Genomic DNA, 23,694 nt, shown 5'->3' on the forward strand with positions numbered 1-23,694 from the left:
TATAATATGGCAGAACTTTCTGAACCACTTGAAAATTATTTAAAAGAAATTTACGAGCTTGAAAGCGTTAAAGGTTACGCAAAGGTTACAGATCTTATTGTAGCTTTTCAAGTTTCTCCTGGTACAATAAGTAAAGCTATAAGTAAATTAGAGTCTCTAGGTCTAATTTTAAGAAATAATAAAGGCATAAAATTGACAGATGACGGAAGGAAGGTAGCTGAGAGACTAGTAAAATCTCATAGAATTTCAGAAAGGCTTCTTACTGATATAATCGGTCTAGATTGGATAAGAGCACATGAGATTGCACATAGATTAGAACATATATGGCCAGATGATGTATTGGATAAGATAGATGAGGTTTTAGGGTATCCTAAAACTTGTCCTCATGGCCATCCTATTCCAGGCAGAGGAGAAGTAAAGGGAGTACAGTTAGATCAAGTAAAGTCAGGGAAATATATTGTTGTCATGATAATAAAAGAAGAAGAATGGATATTAAGAGAAGTTGAAGAATTGGGTCTTAAGCCTGGAAATATAATTTCTATAAATAGAGAAAATGATAAGATTTTTTTAGATTCTAGTGGTAAAATGATTGAAATCCCTAAAACAATAGCAGAACAGGTCTTAGTAAATGTCAGAGCTTAATGATTTAATGAAAAAAATTTTGATGCATATATACAAGTTTGGTCCGGATAATCCATGGTATATGGCTAGAAGATTGATGGGCGAAAGTGGTTGGGCACCTAAATATAGTGAGGATGAAATAGATAATACTTGTAGAGAATTGGAAAAGATGGGATATCTAATCAGATTTCAGGGCGCTTTAAAAAGATCTGTAACCTCATCAGTTAAGCCATGGCTAAAAGTTAAGGCTAGAGAACTAGATCACAAACCTAAGGGGATTTATTACGATCTATCTAAGGAAGGTAGGAGAATAGCATCTCAATTATATAAGGAGTATAAGAAAAATGAATCTGATAAAAATATTAAGAGAAAATAAGCAGTTCAGATATTATTGGTTATCTACATCTTTTATGCATATTTCTGGATTAATGTATAATATAGCAATAGCTTATTTGCTCTTATCTAGTTCTTTGCCATTATATGTGGAAATTATAGGAATTTCAATGATATTATCCTCAATAATGCCTTTTCCATCTGGATTTTTAGCTGATAAAGTAGATAGGAAAAAATTTCTTATTTTAACTAGAATTAGCCAAGCAATTCTAATATTTGTTTCCTCTTTTAGCATTTACACAGCAGTTATCTCGTTTCTTTTATTAACTACTATAGTTTCTATATCTTCTCCTTTTTCTGCAGGTCTAATTCAATCTATATTAAGAAAGAATGAAGTTATAGGTGCTACGTCTATAAATTCCTTGACTATATCGTTATTTGCTCTAACAGGAGGAATTCTGAGTTTACTATTTCCGATTTTGGGCAAAATAGCCTTCCTATTTTTAGTCTCTATTCTTAGATTTTCTTCTGCTTTTCTTATTAGTAGAATAAATATCTCTAATATACATATTCCTCATAAATATAGCTTAAAAATAAATTTCTATAAGATGCCTATTTTATTTTCGGCAATATCTTTTGCTTTTGTTGGGCTTATTCCTATTATACTAAATAGTTATGTATTTAATATTTTCAAGACTGAAGAATCTATAGCGTTAATATCTACCTTTACTACAGTTGGTAATAGTATTGGTGCATTTGTATCCTCACAAGTTATTAAAAACGAAAGAATTCTAACTTGGATAATAGTGGGAATATTAGGTTTGAGTTTTTCTATAATAGCTATTAGTTTTATAGATACGATTTTTATCTATATCTTGATACTTTTTAGAGGATTATTTACTTCTTTCCAAAACATAAGCTGGAGATCGTGGCTTAGAATAAATATACCAAACGAGATTATGGGTAGAATCTGGGGTACCATATCTACAATTTCCTCAATATTATCTGGTATAATATCTGTTTCATATTCATTTATAGCTGAAAGTATAGAACCAAAATATGTCCTTCTTTCACTTGGATTTTTAATTTTAATATTTAGCATTTATATGATAGGTCTTGGACGAAATAGTAAGCAAAATATTGGATTATTCAGATCCATATCTAGTACTCCAGAAAAAAGTAAAACTGAGCAAAAATGAGGTCATATATAATAATTTTAAGGCCTCATTTAAGAAACCGTTAGTAGTCGCAGTAGGAAAAGCAGCCTATAAAATGGCTAAGTTCTTTCTGGAAAGAATAGATCCAGTTAGAAGCTTAACGATATTACCTAAAGGATCTAACGTTAAATTAAATTCTGAAATAATAGAATCTTCACATCCTCAAGTAACTTTATCCAGCTTAGAAGCAGCAAGAAGAGTAAAAGAAATCTTACAAGAAGAGGATTATGATATATTTTTCTTTTTACTATCTGGTGGTGCATCAGCTTTAATGGAGGATCCTCTCATCCCTATCGAGGAATATTCTCAGCTTAATAATGACATAGTTAAATCAGGCTTATCAATAAATGAAATAAATACAATACGTAAACATTTATCTTCAATAAAAGGAGGTAATCTTGCTCTTTATTCTAAGGCTCCAATAGTTAGTTTCATAGTAAGTGATGTACCTGGAAATGATTTAAGTAGCATAGGAAGCGGACCAACAGCTCCAGATTTTACTACAATAGAAGACGCAAAAGAATCACTCATAAAAGTAGGTCTAGATAAATATGTAAAATATCTTAAAGAGACTCCTAAAGATCTAAAGAATGTTAACAATTTTATAATTTTGGATAATATGGATGTTCTATTAAATTTATCAAAAGATACTAAAAATCCTTTCATATTAACTTCAGAAATTAGAGGAGAAGCAAGAAGTGTAGGTGAACTTATAGCATCAGTATATAATTCTTCATCTTTATATTCTATTCCCTTTTCTAAGAATTACACATTCATAATAGGTGGCGAGCCAGATGTTACAATAAGAGAAAGCGAGAGATATGGAAAAGGAGGAAGAAATAGCGAAGTTGCGTTATCTTTACTAAAATGGATAAGAAAAGGCAAATTCAAATTTTATGCAATAGCAACAGATGGGATAGACGGTAATAGTGAATATGCAGGATGTATTATTGACGATTCACTAACAATTAATTATAAAGATATAGATGAAGCACTTAGAACTCATTCTAGCTATGAATTATTAGAGAAATATGGAGTAGTAGTAAAAACAGGGCTAACATATACTAATGTGAATAATGTTTATTTACTGATAGTACCTTGATTTCTTATTTTTTTCTGTAGCATTAGAATTGCTCTTGCTATAGCTTCTGGTCTCGTTGGACATCCTGGCAAATATATATCAACTGGTATTCCTACATCAGAAGCTAAAACTGTATTATACGAATTCCAGAATATTCCGCCCTCTAAACTACAAGCTCCCATAGCAATTACGAATTTAGGTTCTGGCATTTGCTCATAAACTATTTTTGCTGCCCTTGCCATCTTTCTAGTCATAGTACCTTCTATTACTAACAAATTTGCCTGTCTTGCTGACGAAAATGGTAACACCCCAAATCTTTCAGAATCAAATCTGGCTGCTGCAAATGCGCCGAACTCAGTTCCACAACAACTTGTAGTCAAATGGGGGGGCCATAAGGAGAAAGAAACTCCCCAATCTATAAGATTTTTAATAGGTTTTCTATTAACTAACCATTGTGCGGCCTTTTTAGCAGATTCCCTTACATCTCCAACTAGTATTGTTTCATCAGACATTAGATATCAAGTACACTATTATCTCAAGAGTTAATATATCTTGTTAATATACAGTTTTAATATTTCTATAATGCAATACGAAATGTATAATATTATAACATGATATATTATAAAAAATTTTTATCTCATCATTTATTTCAGAGATCACCTCATCAATCATCTTTCAGTCCAATTTCAGTGTAGAGCGCCCCTGTCACTAATGTCCACTATCCGTTGTTCATCACTAAAAATAAATTCTACATATTAGGTAAAAAGCGTATGATACTAAAAGTTGATCCATTAAACCCAGAAATAGATAAAATAAGAATAGCGGCAGATGTAATCAAGAAAGGGGGAATAGTAGCTTTTCCTACGGAAACAGTATATGGATTAGGAGGAGACGCTTATAATCCAGAGGCTGCAGCTAAGGTCTTTAAGGCAAAAAACAGGCCAATGGATAATCCATTAATAGTGCATATAGCAGATATAGAGCAATTATATGAGGTTGCGGAAGATATACCCGATAGGGTACTAGAAATAGCTCAGATAGTTTGGCCTGGGCCTTTAACTTTTATTTTAAAAAAGAGCAGTAAGGTACCTAAAGTGACTACGGGAGGATTAGATACGGTAGCTGTTAGAATGCCAGCTCATCCAGTAGCCCTTCAACTAATCAGGGAAAGTGGAGTACCTATAGGTGCACCTAGTGCAAACCTTGCAACTAGACCAAGTCCTACAAGAGCAGAAGATGTTTATGCAGATCTAGACGATAAGGTCGATGTGATCTTAGATGGAGGAGAAAGTTTCTTTGGAGTAGAATCGACAATTATAAACTTAACAGTAAGTCCTCCCGTACTATTAAGGCCCGGTCCATTTACTGTAGAAGAATTGAACAAATTATTTGGTGAAATAATAATACCCGATCAAATAAAAGGAAAAGGGGAATTTGGTGTAGCGTTAGCTCCAGGTATGAAGTATAAACATTACGCTCCTTCAAAGAAGATGTTATTAGTAGAGAACATGACTATATTTAAGGATGTTGTAAATAAGTTAAGAGAAAAGCATAAAGTTGCTGTTCTATGTTCTACTGAGAAAGCTGTTCTTTTTGATGAGCCTAAAATTATCTTAGGTAGCGAAAAGAATCTATATGAGATAGCAAGAAATTTATTCGTAGCATTTAGAGAACTTGATAAATTAGATGTCGAATTGGGAATTTTACAGTCTTTCCCAGAAAGCGGAATAGGATTAGCAATAATGAATAGATCTAGGAAAGCCTGCGGGTTTTCAATAATAAATTCTATGGAGGATATTAACAAGTATGCTAATTAAACTAAATAAAGTTACATCTACGCAGGATTTTGCTGAAGCAGTATATTCAATGCTGTATTCTGATTTCGTTGTAATTGCAGGTGAGCAAACTAAAGCTAGAGGTAGATATAGGAGAGAATGGTATTCTCCACAAGGTGGTCTATGGTTTACTTATTGTAAAAGGGGATTTCCAATAGAAGAGATACCAATAGCTACTCTTAAAGTAGCTTTAGCCATACGTTACGTTCTGGAGGAATATGTCGACGCAAAAATAAGATGGCCAAACGACATTGTAGTTAATGGTAAGAAAATCTCTGGAATACTTATAGAAGGAATATTACAAGGAAACGATTCTACAATGTTCATAGGTGCCGGTATTAATACTAATATTAAAAATTTTCCTAGTGAGCTAAATGCTACGTCAGTTCTAATCGAAAAAGGTAAAGAATTGGATAATGATGAACTCTTGAAAAATATAATAAATTCTATTGAAATATATTTAAATAAGGATGACGAATCTACAATAGAGGAAATAAATACATTTCTTTATATAAAAAACAAAAAAGTTAATTTATATGGAAATGATTGGAATAAAACATGTACTGCCATGTTTGTGGATAGACTTGGAAGATTAATAACTGACTGCGGTATATTTGAGGTCGAAGACGTTTTAAGGCTCGAAACGTCTTAAAGCTTCCCATACAGCTTCCAAGTAAGATGGATGTGGTGCAATGAATTCCCTAGCCTCTTCTAGGGTCGATCTCATTAGAACGGAAATCAATGATATTATTTCTTCTGCTCTTTCACTAAAAGCAACTGCGCCAACTATCTTATTATTTTCAAAGCATATTTTAACAAAACCTTCAGTTTCTTTTTCTGCAATAGCTCTCGCTACTTCGGCCATATTTATTTTTACGCATTTTCCATTGGTATTTCCAACATAGGCTATTTGTGGTTCTATATATAGCACTTTAGGCACTCCTATAGGACTATAGACCTTTTTATTACCTATAACATTTAATCCTGCTACTACTCCTTTATTTATGGCTTCGTGGGCAGTAAAACTTCCAGTTATGTCACCGGCAGCATATATATTTCCTACTCCTGTGTACATTCTTTCATCAACTCTGATCCATTTCTCGTGAGGTATTTCCTCAAATCCATCCAATAAGGGCTTTCTGCCAAATGTAAAAAGTATAAGATCAGCACTAAATTCCTCATCAGCAAATCTTACTTTATTCTCACTTATCGTTACATCATGTCCTAAATGTAATTTTATTCCAATTTTCTTAAAGTATTTAGTTACTTCTCTTCTAAGATCTGAATCAAGATATGGTAAAATTTCATTTTGTTTTTCAAAAATATGCACGTCTTTACCTAGCATTTTTATTAACCAACTATATTCTACTCCTCCTACTCCTCCGCCTATTACAGCGACTGAATTAAAATCTTTATTGAGATATGGTATATCATCTGAGGCTATGGTGAAATTAACCTTAGGTTTCTCTGTTCCAGTAGCAATTACTATTCCATCACTTTCTATACTTTCATTACCTACGTTTATCTTTCCCGATCTATAAGTAGCAGTGCCATGAATTACTTCTACTCCTTGACTTTCTAACATATATTCCGCTCCTTTAGAGAGCCTATCTATTGCTTCTTTAGCAAATTTTTGTGCTTCATCAAAAGAAAAATCTATTTTTCTGCCTAGTCTACTAAGTTCATAAGCCAATATACTAGGATGTAGCATCGCTTTTGATGGAATACAACCATAAAGTACACAAGTGCCTCCAAGTCTATCTTGTTTTTCAACTAATTTTACTTTAGCAGTTCTAGCAGCAGAAATAGCAGCGTAAAGACCTGCTGGTCCAGATCCTACTACTGTTATATTCATGATAAAATATATTACAAAGAATACATAAAAAACCTTTTATTTTACAACTATTACGGGTATTTTAGCTTCTTGAACTAATCTAGTAGATACGCTACCTAATAGCATCCTTTTAAAGGTCGATAAACCTCTACTTCCAGTTATTATAAGATCTGCGTTATTTTTTGAGACATAATCTAATATGGCATTCGCGGGATCTCCCTCTAATACCACACCCTCAGCGTTAACTCCTTTTTGGGAAGCTAATTTTTTTGCTTCTTCTATATCTGATTTTGCCTTATTATAGACTGATTCAATTACATCTGCAGGTATTGGGGCTACTCCTGCTCCAGAAAAAACTGTAGAATCAACTACTTCAACTATATCTAATTTAGAAGAATATTTAGATGCTAAATCTATGGCTATATCTAAAGCTCTTTTAGCATGACTTGAACCATCATACGCAATTACTATATGGCTAAACATGAATTTCTTTATAGGGAATTAATTATATAAATTTATTGAATGATTTTTACGTAAGATAAATTCCTTTAACCAAAATGTTACTTGTTAATACGTTATTGTATTGTTTATATTTATGATCTTCAGCCTCTATTCCTTTTAATAGATTAAGAATATTACCAGTTAAGATCATTTCTCTTATTCCCTTTTCCTCTTTGGAGAGCCACGCTACTGAAGCAACTACACTGAAGTCCCCAGTATCAAAATTGCTTGTATGCACTCCTTGAACTTGATCTACTACTACATAATTCTCATCAGCAGATAATTTTTCATTAAAGTCTATTTTTATGTTAGAAGGAGAAATTGAAGGAATTGTAGAATAACTTCTAGATGCTGATGACGTTTCTTGCTTTTTTGCCTTTAGCGACCAATACCAATTATTTAGGAACGTTTTTACTTTACCATCTATTATAACATTCGTTTTAGATTGTTGACCTTCACTATCAAAAGATCTACTATACAACGAATTTGGTATAGTAGGATCATCAATTATTTTTAAGCCGGATTTTATATCCATATTTTCTTTTAAAGGTGTCTTTCCACGATAATTGTTTTCTTCAGTTATTGCGTATGATAATAATGGCACTAAAAGTTCAGATATAGCCTTGGGCGTTAATATTACAGTATCAGTCCTTTTATCAAATTTTTGTCTATTTTTAGTAATATTAATTCTAAATTTTATATCTTCCTTAATTTCATCAATATTAAATGAAGGATCTCTAAATGATCTATACTCATAGATTTCCGGTGATACATTAGCCCCTTCCTTATTATTTGCGACTATACCTACTGTTACTCCGGATCTATTCTCGCTTATGTTGACCCCTTCAGTATTTACTATTCCTACTTCACTTTCATGGGCTTCAGTATATATACTAATTACATTCATAAGTGTTTTAAGTTCATTCAAATTCTCAAATAAACTTATACAAACATCTTTTTTATCGAATTCAGTAAATAGCTGTAATTTATTTACAGTAGAAATTTGAGGAATTTCGTTAGCATCATCTTTCTCCGATATTTTCCATGACTTTATAGCATTATCTAGTAATTCATCATTTAAATTGGTAGAAAAGGCAAATCCTACTTTTTTATCTTTAAAGATTCGTAATCCATATCCTTCTTCCTTGAGGTTTCTGGAATATATTTGTTTTTCTGAATTTATTGAGAATTCATTTCTCTTTATGTAGAAAATTTCTGCTGCAAACCCTAGTGATTTAGCTTTAGAAATTAAATTGTCAAGCAACGCCTCCCACCTTTATCTTGACTTTAATATATGGGCCTCCAGTTCCTACTGGAACACTTTGTCCTCCTTTACCGCAAAATCCAGGCCATACATCAAATTCCTTAGATACAGCAGATATTCTATTTAACGTTTCTAGTGTATATCCTGATATGCCAACATTTCGTAGAGGATACTTTATCTCCCCGTTTTCTATTTTATATCCTTCTTGTATTCCAAACTGGAATGTTCCATCTGGACTGGTTTGCCCACCTAACGGAGAAGAAAGCAAGTATCCGTCTTTTGTATCCTCTATCATTTCATTCAAGTTCCATTCACCAGAAAGCATGTAAGTGTTTCTCATTCTGATTATTACTGGACTTCTAAAATCTTCTGCTCTTGCGTTTCCAGAAGGTTTTTCTCCTAGATATGCGGAATAGTATCTATCTACTAAAAATTCTGATACCACTCCTTTATCTATTATCTTGACTTCTCTTCCTTCGACTCCCTCATCATCATACGGAGTTAAACCTATAGCCATATCAAAACTTAAATTAGGAGAGTCCACAACACTAACATAATCTGGAGCTATCTTCTTTCCTCTTAAAGGTTCTAAAATTCCATTTATTGCAATATCCGCCTCAGCTAAATGGCCTAAAGCCTCATGTGAGAACACTCCCACAACGTCTGGAGCTAAAATAGTATCAAATTCTCCAGCTTTAGTAGCAACGCCTTTGAGTTGATTGTTTATCCGTTTTTTTAACGTAGATATCATTTCATTTACGTCAAAGACCTCTAATGGATATCCTAAATAGGTTGATTTTCCATCGAATGCGGCAGCAACTATATCCCCTTCTCTTGCAACTGTACTTATATAAAGACCAGATAAAGCATATTGAAGTGTTATATCTCTATCCTCAGTACTATGATACTCCTTATAAAAATCGTTTTGATAGTACCTTATATTAACAGATTTAATTCTTTCATCTTTAAGTAGTTCGTTCTTTATTAATTTCAAGTCATTGGCTATCTCATCTGGAGATTTGACAATCATTTTTTTAGGTTTTATATGTACAATATCATGTTTAGGAGGTAGATAAACTATATTAACATTTGCGTTTCCATAAGAGCTTTTAATAGCATTCTCTAGCTCATTATCTTTTGATTTTACAAAACTTGAATATCCCCAATTTCCCTCATAAAGAGTTCTTAGAGAATATCCTTCATCTATACCATTAACAGATACGTATTGACGATCTTCTGTTACTACTATACTGATTTCTTTAGTCTTGTAATAACGTAAATCAGCAAACGATGCGCCCATGTCCTCAGCCTTTGCTATAAGATCATGCATTTTAAAAATATCACCTCTATATACTACTTATGAATGTAGAAAAGATTAGTGTATCATTACCCAAAGATCTCGTACAAGAACTTGAAAACTTTATGAAGAGCAATTTAGCAAGCGATAGATCAAAAATATTTCAAATAGCATTAAGAAATTATTTAGATGAAAATGAACAAGACACAAAAATTGTATATGGAATTATAAATGTAGTCTACGATGAAAGGATGGCTACAGAAGATTTTCTTACTTTACAACATGAAAATTTGGACAAAATAATATCGACTTTGCATATTCATATTAATGAAAGAGACTGTATGGAAGCAATAGCAGTAAGAGGGACTAAGAGTGATCTAGTAACCTTAAATTCTAGGCTTTCACAATTACGTGGAATTAAAAAATCTAGACTCTTAATATCTTATGAAGAAAGATGAATATCAGCGTAGATAATAGCTGCAAATTAATGGGAATTTTCATAGCATATACAGAAGTTTTAGGGATATCCAATGGTAAAAACAATTTAGAAAAGGAAATATTAGAGATTGAGAAAAAATATTCCTCACAGAACCCCGAAGAATTAAAAGACAATCCTATTGTTAGAGCCTATAGGGATTTTTACTGGAAGATAGGAGTAGATCCCACAAAGACTAGACCCAGTGGAGAAGCTCTACGTAGAAGAATAAATAGAAACGGAAAACTCCCTAGAGTTAATGATATAGTAGATTCAGGAAACATAGCTAGTGCAGACACATTGGTACCTATTGGAATATATGATATGTCAAAAATAAGAGGAGACCCATCTTTGATTATTTCGTCTGGTAATGAGATTTTTTATGGAATAGGCAAAAAGGACCCAGAAAAGGTAAACAAAGGCATACCTATTTTGATTGATGAAGAAGGTAAGGTAATGCATATATATCCTCATAGAGACTCCATATTAACCAGTGTAGATCTTAATACTAGAAATGTACTTATAGTAGGTGCAGGCGTACTTAATGTAGATAAGGAGTTAGTTATTCGAGCAGTAAATATTACATGTAACCTTTTATCTAAGTTAGGAGGTAAAATAGTTCACGAGGTAATAATAGCTTGAAACTAATGCTAGTTGGCTATGGTAATGTTGGAAAAGCATTTAGAAGTTTAATTCATGAAAGGAAAATAAATGTCGAAATAGGAGGTATTGTAACCAGTAAAGGAGCTATGTTTAAAGATTCAGAAAAATTTGAAGTAGAAAAGAAGATTATGGCAATAGACGCATTAGAAGAAATAAAACCAGATATCGTAGTAGATATGAGCGTAGCTAACTACAAAGATGGTGAGCCTTCATATTCTTTATATATATCTGCGTTAAGGCAAGGAATACATGTTATTACTACAAATAAGTCTCCATTAGCTCTCAGATTCAAGGAAATTATGGAGACTGCAAAAATGCACAATGCCAAAATAGGCTTTCAAGCTACTGTAATGAGTGGAACTCCTTCAATAAATCTATATAAAATTTTGCCTTGTATGAAAATAATAAAGATAAGAGGAATTTTGAATGGAACAACTAATTATATTTTAACTAGAATGTCTGAAGGTTCAAGCTATAACGAGGCTCTAAAAGAAGCTCAAGAAAAAGGTTATGCTGAGGCTAATCCAGAGTTAGATATTAACGGTTTTGATTCGGCTGCTAAACTAGCTATATTAACTAACGTTTATTTCCAAAAGAATATATCAATAAACGAAGTAAAATTTGAAGGAATAAAGAATATAAATCGTAATACAATAGATGATGCAAAAAAGACTAACTCTAAGATTAAGTTAATAGCATATGCAGACTCTAAAGAAAACTATGTATCACCTATTGCTATAGATCAGAAGGACGAGTTATTTAACGTTGATTATGTCAATAATGCATTGCAAATAGAATCAGATATAGAAAAAATTACTATTATTGGACCAGGTGCTGGTCCAATAAATGCTGCCTATGGTGCGCTTTCAGATCTTATTTTATTAATAAAAGGCGTATTATAAACAAGCTTTTATTTTTATACTCTAAAATTTACACTAGATTAAGATGGCCTTAAGTATACCAAGTAAATTGATATATTACACTAAATTAAGTAAACCTAGAATTATATGGTTATTGGATTTAGCCGCTTTAGGTGGGGCATTTCTTGCATCTAAAATAATCCTTGTAAATTTATTAGCAGTACTAATAGGAGGCACGCTGGCTTCTGGAGGTTCTATGATAATAAATGAAGGAATAGAAATCAATAAAGACAAAGTAATGAAAAGGACATCACATAGGCCTACTGTAATGGGGTATGTAAGTAAAAAAGAAGCTATTGTAGTCGGTACATTTCTCTTAATATTGGGGACTTTAATTGGATTAATTGCGAATCCATTATCTTCAATGTTTATACTTCTAGGCGGATTAATTTATGTCCTAGTATATACAATATGGTTAAAGCCTAGATCTCCTTTAAATATTGTAATTGGCGGATTTGCAGGAAGTGCTGCCGCATGGGCAGGTTTTGCTGCTATGACAGGAAAATTAGATTTAGCAGCCTTTTTATTAGGCTTTTTAATATTTATGTGGACTCCTGGACATTTCTGGTCATTAGCATTAAGGTTCAAAGAAGATTATGATAGGGCTGGAATACCAATGCTTCCAGTAATTATGCCAGAGAATTTCTCTGCTAGAATGATAGCAATTTCGAACGCATTAATGATACCTTTTGCAATTTCACTATATCTTTTTGTTGGTATTCCTTATTTGATAGTTTCAGTAGCAATGTCGATATTATTAATGTATTTTAGTATAAGATTATTGAAAAATCCTACAGGAGAAGAAGCCTGGACATCCTTCAAGGTTTCCGCGCCATATCTAGCGATTATTCTTCTATCAATTATAATAATAAGGCTTATTACTTTTATTTAAAAATTCAATATGATATAGAAACTTTCATATCGGCTACATTTTTATTCGTTAACTCTATTTCTATTATTATATCTCCGCATCTTCTTCTAAGTATCATTTTATTTTCTGATAAGGAAACCTTTAGATTAGAGCACGAATTTAAAGATTTTAATTTATAATAATAGTAAGGATTTTTCATTTTTTTCAAAGCTTTGTTAAATATTTTCTCAAAAATTACATTAGGATCCGTGTTTTCTTCTAGATCAATTGGTACTTCAAGCTTTATTTCAATATAATACTCATTAACATTGATCTGCATATTTTCGTATTTTCTAGAAATTAGATATGCAACTAAAAAGGGAGATATTGCAGCATATATTAGAACTAAATAGAGATAATTACGAAAATATATAAAAGAAAGAATCGAAGAACTTAAAATAAACAATGGGAAACCCATAAATAAATATACTAGAGAATCCTCAAAATCTCTAATTTTTCTCCCTAATAAATATCCAGTTATTGGTCCACCTACTAATGGAATTACTGAAGTCAAAGCTATTAGTATATTACTTCTTTCTAAGCTTTTCATAATAGAAATTACTACAAACTAGAATTAAAGCGTTATTTAAATATCTTTTCATAGAGATATTAGACATGGAAACTCTAGACGTTAAAAAAGAAAATGGAATAGGATGGATTTATTTAAATAGACCAGATAAATTAAACGCTATTAATTTAAAAATGATTAATGAAATCGACTCAATTCTAAAAGATTTTGAGACAGATAATGAAATAAGAGTTGTTATTTTTACAGGAAAAGGAAAAGCTTTTTGCGCTGGAGCTGACATTTCTCAGTTTAAGGAACTTAATACAATGACTGCATGGAATTTTGCTAGGAAAGGCCGTGAATTAATGGATTATATAGAAAGGTTTATGAAACCAACAATAGCAATGATAAATGGTTACGCTTTAGGAGGAGGCTTAGAGCTAGCTATGGCATGTGATTTCAGAATAGCGTCTGAAGACTCTATGCTAGGCCTGCCAGAAATTAATTTAGGTATATATCCAGGATTCGGAGGAACACAAAGATTAGTAAGATTAGTAGGAAAACCTAAAGCTATGGAAATAATGATGACTGGAGATAGAATAAGAGCCGATGAAGGAGAAAGAATAGGTCTCATAAACAAGGTTGTTACTAAGGAAAGCCTAGAGGAAGAAACACTAAAGTTTGCAGCTAAATTACTTGAGAAGTCTCCATTAATATTATCTATTTTAAAGAATATAATACTTTATGGTAATGATTCTCCTATAGTTGATGGACTAAATATGGAGAGTCTAGGTTGGGGATATGTATTCTCTACAGAGGATGAAAAAGAAGGAGTTGATGCGTTCTTAAATAAGAGAAAACCTAATTTTAAAGGAAAATAATTTTTTAGATAAACACTGGTTCGAATCTATCATCAAAGGCGTGCTTAGATAACTTTCCTATTATAGGTAGTTTGTATCCACAATATTCACAATGCATATCTTGAGTTAAATGCCATTCAAGGATAGAAAATCCATATCTTCTTATAACCATTCTACCACAATTTGGACAATATGTATTTTCGTAGGGATGTCCAGGTACATTTCCTATATAAGGAAACTTAAATCCCATTTCTTTAGCTATTTTATAATGGGCTTCTAAAGTAGACACTGGAGTATCAGGCAAATAACTTAGTTTATAGTCTGGATGAAATCTTAAAAAATGAATTGGAACATCTGGTCCAAGAATATCGTAAATTTTCCTTAATAATGCTTTAGCAGCTTCAAGACTATCTCCTATCTGTGGTATAATTAAGTCAGTTATTTCTACATGAATGCCTTTTTTATTTAGCTCCTTTATAGTTTCTATTATAGGTTCTGGTCCATTAGCTCCAGTATACCTTTTCATAAATTTTTCTTCTCCATTGCCTTTGAAATCTACTGTAGCTGCATCTAGAAATTCTTTGACATACTCAACAAGCTCTGGAGTCCAATAGCCATTAGTAACCATAGTATTAAACAATCCTTTCTTTCTCGCTATTACTCCTACGTCATGAGCGAACTCCGCAAATATTGCTGGTTCATTATAAGTATATGTTATTCCTTCACTTTCATAGCTTAATGCCATTTCTACTATTTCTTCTGGTGAGAGTTCTGTACCTTCTGCTCGTCTTCTTTGACTTATATCATAGTTTTGACAATACATGCACATCCAATTACAACCAAATGTCGAAAATGAAAATACTCTAGAACCAGGATAAAAATGAACAAGAGGCTTCTTCTCTATCGGATCAACGTGCGCAGCAGCTACTTTACCATAAACGTCTAAATATAATTTACCGTTCCTAACGGACCTAACTCCGCAAAAACCTATTTGTCCTTCACCGATTAAACATCTTCTTGCACAAGCTAAGCATCTTATCTTATTCTGTTCTTTCTTATACAATACAGCTTCCTTACTCATTATATATAATCTTGTTTTCTGAAAATAAAAGCATGCCTAAGAGGTATATTCTCTTTTATCCGTTAATAGATGTTAAAGATCTAAATGGAGTAAATGTTATTGACATAAGAAAATGCAAATTTACAGAAATAGACATTATTGATTCTCCAGATAAAGTCATAAAACTATTGGGGATTCCTTTATTTATTGTAGATACAGATAATATTCAGGGAGACTTTAAAAAACTTTTTTATGAATGTCGTTTTTGGGAGGCTCATGAAGTACTAGAGCGAGAATGGAAGAAATCTTCTGGAGAATTAAAGAAATATCTACAAGCACTAATTCTAATTTGTGCCGCAATGATAAAATTTTTAAAAAATCAGATTGATATATCAGATAAATTATTACAAAACGCGTTATCGCTTATATCCGAACTTCCTAAGGATCTCTTTCCTTTCTTTTATGTCGATATCGGACTCTACTCCTAATGGAGTATATCCGTCTATCACGCCTATAATTCCTCTTCCTTGATCAGTTTCTGCTACTAATACTTGTAAAGGATTTGAAGTAGCGGCAAATAATCTTACAATTTCGTCTACACTTTTTAATCTATTTAAAATATTTATAGGATATCCATTCTTTATATACAAGATAAACGTATGTCCTGCAGCTATTTTTTTACAATTTTCTATTGCAACATTTATAAGTTCAGTATCGTTTCCATCCCATCTTATCAATCTTTTTCCACTAGCTTCAGAAAAAGCGAATCCAAATTTTAAACTAGGTGAAGACGATGCTAGAGTTTCATATAAGTCTTCTACAGTTTTTATAAAGTGTGACTGGCCTAAAATTACATTAGTACCTTCAGGTATCTCAACCCTTATGACATCTATTTTAACACTCATATAACGAATTAAAAAATTAGAAAATTAAATGTTTTTAGGAGCGTAAATATGCATAGCTTATAGATATCATTTTATCGTTATCCATGCTGACGTGAAGTGTATAATGATTTAGCTGCGTAACTTCCACACTATAATTACCGGGAGGTAAGTAGAATTCTGCAATTCCTTGAGAATTTGTAAAATTTTGATAAAAACTATTTTGGTTCTTTACCCAAACAGTCGCATCTTGTAATGGCGATTTTCCTCCAAATGGTCCATAGTTCATTATAACTTGAACCTTAAGGATATATTTTCCATCAACTTCTTGTGTTGAAAAAGTAGAAATGCTGTAAGATGTCTTGTAACTTGAAGCTAAGTATACTCCAGCGAAAGTTAAGATTAGTATGATTACTCCTAAAGCCAAAAGCACTGTTTTATTCATGGTCGATATCCAGTATAAAAACACTAATATTTAAATCGAATCAATATATGTAAGAGTGTTAGAGAAGATAATTGATGGATTAAAATATTCTATAAAATATGACAAATCTATATTAAGGAGATATTTGATTTTGGGTGCGTTCGACGGTATTCTATTAGCTACTGGAGTTCTTATTTCCGCTGCTGCTAGCAAATTAAGCATACAAGACACTAATCTAGCAGTTTTAAGTGGTATTATTGCAATTGCAATATCTTCTATGTGGAATTCTCTAGTAGTAGAAGCTAAGGAAAGAAAATTGGAATATGAACAGTTGGAAAGACAGATGATGAAACGACTTAAGGGAACTATTTATGACTATGGTATGAAATCAACCATAATTCTCTCTGTAATTTCTCATGGTTTTTCTCCATTTTTAGGTGTATTTGCTGTAATTGTTTACGATTATACCAGGGATATATTTTATGGAATTTTAATATCACTAATTATACTTTTTATTCTAGGTTTATCTTATGAAGGAGACTTAAAGGAAAAGCTTCAGTCTGGAGCAATAATTATAATTGCCGGAATAATAACTGTATTAATAACAATGCTAATTAATCATTAAATTTAAGTATTTTAATATTATAACCACCAGCCGGTAGAGCTCCAGCAACCATATCTATCTAACATTTCTTGGCAAGCCTTTCTATCTCCCTTTACGCAAGATTCGCAAAGATGTCCATAATCTTTTACAGTCTCTGAATCGCATATAACCTTTCCGCATATCATTACACAAATTTGATCACCAGATTTAATATAACATTGCATATACACTATCGCCACCTTTTTAAACTGCTTAAACAATATAAACTTATGGAAACATTAGAAAGAAAAGATAGGCAAAAAGAATTAACTGAAAACATTATACATCTTGTAAATGATATAGAAAACAATGATCTGAAAGTTGTAACTTTCATGGAATACACATCTCCTCCAGATAAAGTAAAACCTAAAGTTGTAAAGTTTTCAAAGATATTAAAATTACTTAAAGCGATAGCAGAGTTAGGTAAAGTAGAAGAGGGAGTAGCCAAAATAATGTTGTATTCACCTTCTACTGGAAGATCTAGGGGTCTGACACCTACTATGATGGCTGGTTTTCAGTTAATTGAAAAAGGGAAAGTTACTAAACCTCATTCACATAACATGGCTTCTATATATCTAGTTGTCAAAGGAAAAGGATATTCTATAGTAGATAATGAAAAACTATTTTGGGAAGAAGGAGATGTTTTTGTAGTACCAGCTAATGCTATTCATAGCCATGTTAATACTGGAGAAAATGACGTTATACTGTTTGACGTTACAGATTCAGGATTACTAGAGAACTTAGGAATTTTAGAATTTAAAGAAAAATAATAAATATCTAATCTTTTCCCCAGACTATTCTATATATTTTAAATAGCTTTTCGTCACGCCACTTAGAAAGTTCTTGAAAGCTTTTTCCCTTTATTGATTCATATTCCTTCATTTGCTGAACCGCTTTTACTACACCAGTATAAGGAAACTTATCGTACTTTGCCAAAGTGCTCATCCATTCATTTGCTCCGTATCCAAAACCTCTGTTAAAGAAGTACTCTAATCCTCCTTCACCTCCGCCAAGATGATATGTTAAAAACGGCCCCATAAATGCCCAGCGTAAACCTATAGCTGCCGTCATAACTTTATCTATATCTTCTACCGTTGCAATTCCTTCATCAACTAGATATACTGCTTCTCTAAATAATGCAAATGCCAGTCTATTACCTAAGAATCCTGGAACTTCTTTCTTTAAAGTTACCACTACCCTATCTAAAGATTCCATAAATTGTTTTGTAGCATTTATTGTTTCTTGAGATGTTTTTTCTCCCGGTACTATCTCTACTAAGGGAAGTAAATGAGGAGGATTCCATGGATGTGCTATGATGCTTCTTTCTGGAGAGTTTTTCATAGCTTTTTGTATTTCAGTTAACAAAAGGCCTGATGTTGAGCTTGCAAGAATTACGTTTTTATCTAATATTTCATCTAAATAACCGAAAATGTTTTTCTTAACATTATAATCCTCAATCACCGCCTCTAGAACAAACTCGGCGTTTTTAATAGCATCGTCCATATTTGTTGTTGTTTTTATATTTTTAAGATATTCAGAAGAATCTTTATTTACTAAATTTAATGATTTCATTACATCAAGATAACTCTTTATCTTGTTTAGACCTTTTTCTAAGGTTTCTTTCTTATCAGTGTACAGAGATACCTCATATCCCTTAGTAGAAAGTAGGGTAGCCCATCCTGATCCTATAAGACCTGCTCCTATTACCGCAACGTGTTTTATCATAGTCACTTTTATTGTATAAGTAATATAAGTATGTTTCTATCGATTGATTTTTTATTCACTTGTCCTTATCTAAACACCATATGCCTATAGAAGAAATAATAGATTACATAAACTCAATAGAATCAAAATTAACTGAAAGATCTGATAATAGAGAAAAATTACTTTTGATGTCAAGAGAGTTAATAAGATTATGTGGAGAAACAATTTCCTTATCTCATAGACATAAAAAAGAGGAAGCAATTAAAAAATACGAGGAAGCAATTAAAAAGGCCAAAGACATAGAAAATATAGTATCTAACTATCCTGAATTACTGTACGGAGACGTAGGAACATCTTTTCAAGAACTAGCAGAAGCGTCTATTATATTATCTTTCTATTTCGATGTTAAATTAAATCTACCAGAAGATTTAGGAATACCTGATACGTATTACATTACAGGAATAGCAGACTCCATAGGAGAAATGAGGAGAAGTGTATTAGAACTATTAAGGAAGGATGGAAATATAACCGAAGCAGATAAGATTCTAGGCTATATGGATAATCTTTATGAAACTCTTTGGAAGTTAGAATATCCAAAGTCTTTAGTACCAGGCCTTCGACAAAAAATAGATCAGTTAAGAAGAATAATAGAAGAAACTAGGCATGATGTATTTTTGGCCAGTTTAAAAATTTGATTTCAAGTAATCAATTAATTTTTGTGGTACATTAATACCAGTGGCTAACATGAATCCCTTAAATTCTGGCACATCATTAAGCTCATTTATTATATAGCCCTTTTTAGGATGTTCTAGAATATCGATTGAAATGAATTCACCTTTTACTATTGCAGAAGCTTTTAGTGCTACCTCCTTAAGCTTATTATCAATTTCAATTTTTGTTGGTGTTCCACCGAGAGCTACGTTTGCTCTCCATTCGTTTGGGGGAATATTCCTAGCATAACATCCCAATAATTCCTTTCCCATAACTATACATCTTATATCTCTATCCTTCTCTTTAACATATTCTTGGACTATATGAACTTTTAATGCAGAATTAGCTAGCATTTCTCTATGTTCTATTATAGTTTTTCCTTCAAAAAGATCTCTAATTAATGAAACCATTCTTCCCCAGCTTCCTATTGGTGGTTTATCTATCAATGGATATCCTATTTGCTCGTAGGCTTTTAAGGTAGCATCAGGAGACATTGCAATGATGGAATCTGGTATTGGTATTCCTTCTTTAAATAATTTTGAATAAGTTAAAATCTTATCTCCAGCAACATTAATAACTTCAGTAGAATTAATAGTATGTACATTTGCGCCTTCAAACACTGCAGCTGCGTATAACGATCTATACATACTAACTGATCTTATTAATGCAACGTCGTATCTACCAAGTGCTTTATTAAACGGTAATGGTTCTTGGCCTACATTTATTACATCATATGCTATTCCTGATTCATTTAGGCTCTTTACTATTAGTTTTTCTTCTTGTCTAACTATATCAACAACTAAAGCTACTCTAATTATGCTTCACCCCTATATTTTTTTAATTCAAAAAACGTAATGGATTTACAAGAAAACGATTTTGATAATTCGTAACCTAATCTACCATTAAGAACTAAAGGAATATTATAGTCAACTGCGGTCCTTCTTACTTCATAGTCAATATTCTTCAAATATCCATTTGTAATAACTATATCTATCTTACCTTGAGTTAACATATTTAAGGCATCCTTATTTCTTATATCTGGGAAATCTGCTAGTTTCTGTTCTGATAGCGTATATACATTCATACCAAATTTAGATAGATTTTCTGCAGATTTCTTTAAATATTCATTATTGCCTTTTCCATAAACTAGGGCAGATTTACCTTTTTCTGGAATTCTATTGGGCATTGCGGATAGCCAGCTCTTTAATAAAGCATCATTAAAATTGACCCCAAAAGATGCCGCTTCTCCAGTACTTCTCATTTCGGGCCCTAAAAATGGATAAGCACCTTTTATTTGAGCCCACGAAAATTGAGGAGATTTCACTGCCCAATACTTGGAAGGAGGCTCATAGAACTCATCTAAAGCTAGACCTCTAACTATTCCATCTACTGCTTTCTCAATTAAATTAAATCCTTTTGCTTTACTTGTAAATGGCATAGATCTGCTTGCTCGCAAATTAAGTTCTATTATATATGGTACATTATCTTTTATGACGAATTGTAAGTTAAATGGACCCTTAATTTCTATTTCTCTTGCTAATCTTAATGCAGCTTCTTTCATAAACTTTGCAGTATTTTCATCTAACTGCCTATATGGTATAGACATAGTAGCGTCTCCGCTATGAGTACCTGCTTCTTCAACATGTTCAAGAATAGTACCTATAACACCTTTTCCATCACTAGCGGCATCTATTTCGGCTTCTATCGCATCTTCCATGAATTTAGAAACAACTACTGGATATTTTGTAGAAATCTTAGCTCTCTTTATAAATTCATAAAGCTCTTCATCATTATATGCTATTCTCATTGACGATCCACTAAGAACGTAACTTGGCCTAACTAGAACTGGATATCCTACACTATCTACAAATTTTTTAACATCATCAAAAGATCTTGCTGATATCCATGCAGGTTGTTTTAAATTCAGCTTATCCAATAATGTAGAAAATTTTTCTCTATCTTCTGCTATATCTACACTTTTTCCGGAAGTTCCGAAAAGATTTATTCCGTTATCTTCCAAGGCTTTTGCTATTGAGTTACCAAGCTGCCCAGCCGCAAAAGTAGCTACGTATCTAAACTTTTCCTTTTGAACTAAATCTATTATTCTCTCCACGGATATTTCGTCAAAATAAAGTTTCTTTGCAATATCCCAGTCCGTAGAAACAGTTTCTGGATTATAGTTAAGTATAGCAACATCATCAAAATATTTTGAAACTGCATCAAGTAAAGATACTACACCCCAGTCAAATTCTACAGATACGCCAATTCTAAAACCTCCTGCTCCCAATATTAACAATTTATTAGCAGAAGGAGAAAACTCTATATCGTCTTCCTGTCCATTATAAGTTAGATATAAATAATTAGTTACAGCAGGCCATTCTCCAGCTAACGTATCTATTTGCTTAATATATGGCAATAAGTTAGCTTCTAATCTTTTTTTAGTTATATCATTAGTCTTTGTTGAGATAGCAGAAGCTATCTGCTCATCGCTAAAACCTAGCTTTTTAGCTTCCAATAATATATCATTGGAAATTATCTTAGAAGTCTTTAAGCCCTCGTAAAAATCTACTATTCTCTTTATTTTTAATAAGAAAAATTTATCAATACCAGTAGAATTATATATTTCGTCTATTGAAGCACCTTGGGTAAACGCCTTGGCAACATATAAAAACCAATAAGGATATTTCTTATCAAGCTTACCAAATATCTCTTCCTTAGTTATAAAACTGTTATATATCTTACCTCCAACTACGCCAGGCTCACCAATATCGAGCATTCTAACGGCTTTTTGCAATGCTTCCTCAAACGATCTTCCTATACTCATTACTTCGCCAATACTTTTCATTTCTGTTGCAAGACTTTCTTCAGCATTTTCAAATTTCTGTAAATCCCATCTTGGAATTTTAATTACTACATAATCAAGACTAGGTTCAAAACAAGCACATGTAGATCCGGAAACTTTGTTTATTATTTCTTCAAGTGTGTAACCTAAGGCTAATTTAGCAGAAACATACGCTAATGGATACCCAGTAGCCTTACTAGCAAGCGCACTTGATCTTGACATTCTAGGATTAGTCTCTATAACGAACCTTGAGTAGCTATTAGGATCTAACGCAAACTGTACATTGCATTCTCCTACCAGGTCTATAGACTTAGCAACTTCTATAGATTCGGTTCTCATATTTTGATATTCATAATTATCCAAAGTTTGACAAGGTGCAATTACAGTAGATTCTCCAGTATGAGTGCCCATTGGATCTAGGTTTTCAATACATGCTATTACAGCAGAATCTCCTTTTTTATCTCTCATAACCTCATATTCAAGTTCTTTCCAATGGTAAAGATATTTTTCAATCAGAACTTCATGAATGTAACTCTGTGATAATGCTCTGCCTATATCTTTTTTAAGCATATCCTCATTCCATGCGACAATGGAACCTCTACCACCAAGATTAAAGCTAACTCGTACCATCACTGGATAGCCTATCTCTTTAGCTTTCTTTAGGGCTTCTTCTTCACTTTGAGCAGAAAGTGAAGGGGGAACTGGAAGACCTACGTCTATCATAGTTTCCCTGAACTTCTCTCTGCTTAATGCTTTCTCTATGCCTTCTATTGGTGTTCCGAGGACTTTTATTCCATATTTTTTTAATACACCATGATTATGTAGATCCACTCCAACATTTAATGCAGTCTGACCTCCAAAACCTATCATTATACCATCTGGTCTTTCCTCTTCAATTACCTTTTCAACAGACCACCATGTTACTGGGACCATATATATTTTATCAGCAAACTTATAGCTAGTTTGTACTGTAGCCACATTTGAATTAACTAAGATAGTTTGTATTCCTTCTTCTCTTACTGCTTTAAGAGCTTGACTTCCGCTGTAATCAAATTCTGCAGCTTCTGCTACTTTTATTGGACCAGACCCAATTATGAGGATTTTTTCCAT

The 23,694-nt window shown here is 32.4% G+C and carries 28 protein-coding genes; 15 read left to right on the top strand and 13 right to left on the bottom strand.

Going from position 1 to position 23,694, the window contains the following annotated elements:
• Positions 1-6 precede the first annotated feature (6 nt).
• From DFR85_RS24935 to DFR85_RS24950, 4 genes are read left to right on the top strand one after another with little or no spacing between them, the layout of a single operon-like run.
• Entirely contained in the window at positions 7-642 is a 636-nt protein-coding gene (locus DFR85_RS24935; RefSeq protein ID WP_110270607.1) for a metal-dependent transcriptional regulator, read from the top strand.
• Positions 629-997, top strand: a complete 369-nt coding sequence (locus DFR85_RS24940) for a hypothetical protein (RefSeq protein ID WP_110270608.1) — start codon at positions 629-631, stop codon at positions 995-997. Before DFR85_RS24935 ends, DFR85_RS24940 begins: the two co-directional genes overlap by 14 nt.
• A complete protein-coding gene (locus tag DFR85_RS24945) occupies positions 966-2,153 on the top strand; it encodes an MFS transporter (RefSeq protein WP_110270609.1) in 1,188 nt (395 codons plus the stop codon). Before DFR85_RS24940 ends, DFR85_RS24945 begins: the two co-directional genes overlap by 32 nt.
• Positions 2,071-3,273, top strand: coding sequence for a glycerate 2-kinase (locus DFR85_RS24950; protein WP_110270610.1), 1,203 nt, complete (start codon positions 2,071-2,073; stop codon positions 3,271-3,273). Before DFR85_RS24945 ends, DFR85_RS24950 begins: the two co-directional genes overlap by 83 nt.
• Here the strand turns inward: DFR85_RS24950 and DFR85_RS24955 are convergent.
• The gene (locus DFR85_RS24955) at positions 3,252-3,764 is read right to left on the bottom strand and encodes an NADH-quinone oxidoreductase subunit B (RefSeq protein WP_110270611.1); all 513 of its coding nucleotides are present in this window, start codon (positions 3,762-3,764) and stop codon (positions 3,252-3,254) included. The genes DFR85_RS24950 and DFR85_RS24955 overlap by 22 nt on opposite strands.
• A 258-nt stretch (positions 3,765-4,022) precedes the next feature.
• On the opposite strand from DFR85_RS24955, the gene DFR85_RS24960 reads away from it, so the two are divergent.
• The gene (locus DFR85_RS24960) at positions 4,023-5,069 is read left to right on the top strand and encodes an L-threonylcarbamoyladenylate synthase (protein WP_110270612.1); all 1,047 of its coding nucleotides are present in this window, start codon (positions 4,023-4,025) and stop codon (positions 5,067-5,069) included.
• Positions 5,059-5,739, top strand: a complete 681-nt coding sequence (locus DFR85_RS24965; RefSeq protein ID WP_110270613.1) for a biotin--[acetyl-CoA-carboxylase] ligase — start codon at positions 5,059-5,061, stop codon at positions 5,737-5,739. The genes DFR85_RS24960 and DFR85_RS24965 overlap by 11 nt, the downstream gene beginning before the upstream one ends.
• Here DFR85_RS24965 and DFR85_RS24970 read toward each other — a convergent pair.
• The 4 genes from DFR85_RS24970 to tldD are packed head-to-tail and all read right to left on the bottom strand — an operon-like array spanning position 5,719 to position 10,016.
• On the bottom strand, positions 5,719-6,942 hold the full coding sequence (locus DFR85_RS24970) for an FAD-dependent oxidoreductase (RefSeq protein ID WP_110270614.1): 1,224 nt from the start codon (positions 6,940-6,942) through the stop codon (positions 5,719-5,721). The two genes, DFR85_RS24965 and DFR85_RS24970, sit on opposite strands and share 21 nt — an antisense overlap.
• 36 nt (positions 6,943-6,978) lie before the next feature.
• Positions 6,979-7,404 carry a universal stress protein gene (locus tag DFR85_RS24975; protein WP_110270615.1) on the bottom strand — a complete coding sequence of 142 codons (426 nt, stop codon included), beginning with the start codon at positions 7,402-7,404 and terminating at the stop codon, positions 6,979-6,981.
• Positions 7,405-7,450: 46 nt separating this feature from the next.
• Positions 7,451-8,686: a TldD/PmbA family protein gene (locus tag DFR85_RS24980; RefSeq protein WP_110270616.1), complete on the bottom strand. Its 1,236-nt coding sequence runs from the start codon at positions 8,684-8,686 to the stop codon at positions 7,451-7,453.
• Positions 8,679-10,016, bottom strand: a complete 1,338-nt coding sequence (tldD, locus tag DFR85_RS24985; RefSeq protein WP_110270617.1) for a zinc metalloprotease TldD — start codon at positions 10,014-10,016, stop codon at positions 8,679-8,681. The genes DFR85_RS24980 and tldD overlap by 8 nt, the downstream gene beginning before the upstream one ends.
• A 29-nt stretch (positions 10,017-10,045) precedes the next feature.
• Between tldD and DFR85_RS24990 the strand changes: the two genes are divergently transcribed.
• From DFR85_RS24990 to cyoE, 4 genes are read left to right on the top strand one after another with little or no spacing between them, the layout of a single operon-like run.
• Entirely contained in the window at positions 10,046-10,441 is a 396-nt protein-coding gene (locus DFR85_RS24990) for a CopG family ribbon-helix-helix protein (protein WP_110270618.1), read from the top strand.
• A complete protein-coding gene (locus DFR85_RS24995; protein WP_110270619.1) occupies positions 10,438-11,100 on the top strand; it encodes a B3/B4 domain-containing protein in 663 nt (220 codons plus the stop codon). The genes DFR85_RS24990 and DFR85_RS24995 overlap by 4 nt, the downstream gene beginning before the upstream one ends.
• Positions 11,097-12,023 (top strand): homoserine dehydrogenase, encoded by a 927-nt coding sequence (locus DFR85_RS25000; protein ID WP_110270620.1) that lies wholly within the window; start codon positions 11,097-11,099, stop codon positions 12,021-12,023. Before DFR85_RS24995 ends, DFR85_RS25000 begins: the two co-directional genes overlap by 4 nt.
• Before the next feature lie 43 nt (positions 12,024-12,066).
• Positions 12,067-12,933: a heme o synthase gene (gene cyoE / locus DFR85_RS25005; protein WP_110270621.1), complete on the top strand. Its 867-nt coding sequence runs from the start codon at positions 12,067-12,069 to the stop codon at positions 12,931-12,933.
• A 4-nt stretch (positions 12,934-12,937) separates the two neighbouring features.
• Here cyoE and DFR85_RS25010 read toward each other — a convergent pair whose 3' ends face one another.
• The gene (locus DFR85_RS25010) at positions 12,938-13,501 is read right to left on the bottom strand and encodes a hypothetical protein (protein ID WP_110270622.1); all 564 of its coding nucleotides are present in this window, start codon (positions 13,499-13,501) and stop codon (positions 12,938-12,940) included.
• A gap of 65 nt (positions 13,502-13,566) precedes the next feature.
• Between DFR85_RS25010 and DFR85_RS25015 the strand changes: the two genes are divergently transcribed.
• Positions 13,567-14,340 (top strand): enoyl-CoA hydratase/isomerase family protein, encoded by a 774-nt coding sequence (locus DFR85_RS25015; RefSeq protein ID WP_110270623.1) that lies wholly within the window; start codon positions 13,567-13,569, stop codon positions 14,338-14,340.
• A 4-nt stretch (positions 14,341-14,344) separates the two neighbouring features.
• Here the strand turns inward: DFR85_RS25015 and amrS are convergent, their stop codons facing one another.
• The gene (amrS, locus tag DFR85_RS25020; protein ID WP_110270624.1) at positions 14,345-15,400 is read right to left on the bottom strand and encodes an AmmeMemoRadiSam system radical SAM enzyme; all 1,056 of its coding nucleotides are present in this window, start codon (positions 15,398-15,400) and stop codon (positions 14,345-14,347) included.
• A gap of 32 nt (positions 15,401-15,432) precedes the next feature.
• Between amrS and DFR85_RS25025 the strand changes: the two genes are divergently transcribed.
• Complete coding sequence (locus tag DFR85_RS25025; protein WP_110270625.1) at positions 15,433-15,867, top strand: DUF309 domain-containing protein; 435 nt, start codon at positions 15,433-15,435, stop codon at positions 15,865-15,867.
• On the opposite strand, the gene DFR85_RS25030 is transcribed toward DFR85_RS25025, so the two are convergent.
• Both DFR85_RS25030 and DFR85_RS25035 read right to left on the bottom strand, forming a co-directional pair.
• The gene (locus tag DFR85_RS25030; RefSeq protein WP_110270626.1) at positions 15,796-16,284 is read right to left on the bottom strand and encodes an adenosine-specific kinase; all 489 of its coding nucleotides are present in this window, start codon (positions 16,282-16,284) and stop codon (positions 15,796-15,798) included. The two genes, DFR85_RS25025 and DFR85_RS25030, sit on opposite strands and share 72 nt — an antisense overlap.
• A 34-nt stretch (positions 16,285-16,318) precedes the next feature.
• Positions 16,319-16,705, bottom strand: coding sequence for a carboxypeptidase regulatory-like domain-containing protein (locus DFR85_RS25035; RefSeq protein WP_110270627.1), 387 nt, complete (start codon positions 16,703-16,705; stop codon positions 16,319-16,321).
• Positions 16,706-16,760: 55 nt separating this feature from the next.
• On the opposite strand from DFR85_RS25035, the gene DFR85_RS25040 reads away from it, so the two are divergent.
• On the top strand, positions 16,761-17,309 hold the full coding sequence (locus DFR85_RS25040) for a VIT1/CCC1 transporter family protein (RefSeq protein WP_110270628.1): 549 nt from the start codon (positions 16,761-16,763) through the stop codon (positions 17,307-17,309).
• Between the two features lie 17 nt (positions 17,310-17,326).
• Here the strand turns inward: DFR85_RS25040 and DFR85_RS25045 are convergent, their stop codons facing one another.
• Positions 17,327-17,512, bottom strand: a complete 186-nt coding sequence (locus DFR85_RS25045; RefSeq protein WP_110270629.1) for a hypothetical protein — start codon at positions 17,510-17,512, stop codon at positions 17,327-17,329.
• Positions 17,513-17,557: 45 nt separating this feature from the next.
• Here DFR85_RS25045 and DFR85_RS25050 point away from each other — a divergent pair, with 45 nt between their 5' ends.
• Positions 17,558-18,097, top strand: a complete 540-nt coding sequence (locus DFR85_RS25050; protein ID WP_110270630.1) for a cupin domain-containing protein — start codon at positions 17,558-17,560, stop codon at positions 18,095-18,097.
• 7 nt (positions 18,098-18,104) lie between these two features.
• Here DFR85_RS25050 and DFR85_RS25055 read toward each other — a convergent pair whose 3' ends face one another.
• Positions 18,105-19,052 carry a 3-hydroxyacyl-CoA dehydrogenase family protein gene (locus DFR85_RS25055; protein ID WP_110270631.1) on the bottom strand — a complete coding sequence of 316 codons (948 nt, stop codon included), beginning with the start codon at positions 19,050-19,052 and terminating at the stop codon, positions 18,105-18,107.
• A gap of 80 nt (positions 19,053-19,132) precedes the next feature.
• On the opposite strand from DFR85_RS25055, the gene DFR85_RS25060 reads away from it, so the two are divergent.
• Positions 19,133-19,726, top strand: coding sequence for a translin family protein (locus DFR85_RS25060; RefSeq protein WP_110270632.1), 594 nt, complete (start codon positions 19,133-19,135; stop codon positions 19,724-19,726).
• On the opposite strand, the gene lysX is transcribed toward DFR85_RS25060, so the two are convergent.
• Together lysX and carB are read right to left on the bottom strand one after the other, a co-directional pair.
• Positions 19,715-20,557 (bottom strand): lysine biosynthesis protein LysX, encoded by an 843-nt coding sequence (lysX, locus tag DFR85_RS25065; protein ID WP_110270633.1) that lies wholly within the window; start codon positions 20,555-20,557, stop codon positions 19,715-19,717. The genes DFR85_RS25060 and lysX overlap by 12 nt on opposite strands.
• Complete coding sequence (carB, locus tag DFR85_RS25070) at positions 20,557-23,694, bottom strand: carbamoyl-phosphate synthase (glutamine-hydrolyzing) large subunit (protein WP_168367154.1); 3,138 nt, start codon at positions 23,692-23,694, stop codon at positions 20,557-20,559. Before carB ends, lysX begins: the two co-directional genes overlap by 1 nt.

This window comes from Acidianus brierleyi (genome assembly GCF_003201835.2).
Classification (GTDB): domain Archaea; phylum Thermoproteota; class Thermoprotei_A; order Sulfolobales; family Sulfolobaceae; genus Aramenus; species Aramenus brierleyi.

Bases quoted from the DNA above. Each gene is read 5' to 3' on its own strand.
- DFR85_RS25015 (WP_110270623.1), top strand. From the start codon at position 13,567: ATGGAAACTCTAGACGTTAAAAAAGAAAATGGAATAGGATGGATTTAT.
- DFR85_RS24960 (WP_110270612.1), top strand. From the start codon at position 4,023: ATGATACTAAAAGTTGATCCATTAAACCCAGAAATAGATAAAATAAGA.
- DFR85_RS24935 (WP_110270607.1), top strand. From the start codon at position 7: ATGGCAGAACTTTCTGAACCACTTGAAAATTATTTAAAAGAAATTTAC.
- DFR85_RS25055 (WP_110270631.1), bottom strand. From the start codon at position 19,052: ATGATAAAACACGTTGCGGTAATAGGAGCAGGTCTTATAGGATCAGGA.
- cyoE (WP_110270621.1), top strand. From the start codon at position 12,067: ATGGCCTTAAGTATACCAAGTAAATTGATATATTACACTAAATTAAGT.
- DFR85_RS24955 (WP_110270611.1), bottom strand. From the start codon at position 3,764: ATGTCTGATGAAACAATACTAGTTGGAGATGTAAGGGAATCTGCTAAA.
- tldD (WP_110270617.1), bottom strand. From the start codon at position 10,016: ATGCATGATCTTATAGCAAAGGCTGAGGACATGGGCGCATCGTTTGCT.
- DFR85_RS24990 (WP_110270618.1), top strand. From the start codon at position 10,046: ATGAATGTAGAAAAGATTAGTGTATCATTACCCAAAGATCTCGTACAA.
- DFR85_RS24965 (WP_110270613.1), top strand. From the start codon at position 5,059: ATGCTAATTAAACTAAATAAAGTTACATCTACGCAGGATTTTGCTGAA.
- DFR85_RS24940 (WP_110270608.1), top strand. From the start codon at position 629: ATGTCAGAGCTTAATGATTTAATGAAAAAAATTTTGATGCATATATAC.
- DFR85_RS25045 (WP_110270629.1), bottom strand. From the start codon at position 17,512: ATGCAATGTTATATTAAATCTGGTGATCAAATTTGTGTAATGATATGC.
- amrS (WP_110270624.1), bottom strand. From the start codon at position 15,400: ATGAGTAAGGAAGCTGTATTGTATAAGAAAGAACAGAATAAGATAAGA.
- DFR85_RS25025 (WP_110270625.1), top strand. From the start codon at position 15,433: ATGCCTAAGAGGTATATTCTCTTTTATCCGTTAATAGATGTTAAAGAT.
- DFR85_RS25060 (WP_110270632.1), top strand. From the start codon at position 19,133: ATGCCTATAGAAGAAATAATAGATTACATAAACTCAATAGAATCAAAA.
- DFR85_RS24975 (WP_110270615.1), bottom strand. From the start codon at position 7,404: ATGTTTAGCCATATAGTAATTGCGTATGATGGTTCAAGTCATGCTAAA.
- DFR85_RS25050 (WP_110270630.1), top strand. From the start codon at position 17,558: ATGGAAACATTAGAAAGAAAAGATAGGCAAAAAGAATTAACTGAAAAC.
- DFR85_RS25030 (WP_110270626.1), bottom strand. From the start codon at position 16,284: ATGAGTGTTAAAATAGATGTCATAAGGGTTGAGATACCTGAAGGTACT.
- DFR85_RS25010 (WP_110270622.1), bottom strand. From the start codon at position 13,501: ATGAAAAGCTTAGAAAGAAGTAATATACTAATAGCTTTGACTTCAGTA.
- carB (WP_168367154.1), bottom strand. From the start codon at position 23,694: ATGGAAAAAATCCTCATAATTGGGTCTGGTCCAATAAAAGTAGCAGAA.
- DFR85_RS24970 (WP_110270614.1), bottom strand. From the start codon at position 6,942: ATGAATATAACAGTAGTAGGATCTGGACCAGCAGGTCTTTACGCTGCT.
- DFR85_RS24945 (WP_110270609.1), top strand. From the start codon at position 966: ATGAATCTGATAAAAATATTAAGAGAAAATAAGCAGTTCAGATATTAT.
- DFR85_RS24995 (WP_110270619.1), top strand. From the start codon at position 10,438: ATGAATATCAGCGTAGATAATAGCTGCAAATTAATGGGAATTTTCATA.
- DFR85_RS25035 (WP_110270627.1), bottom strand. From the start codon at position 16,705: ATGAATAAAACAGTGCTTTTGGCTTTAGGAGTAATCATACTAATCTTA.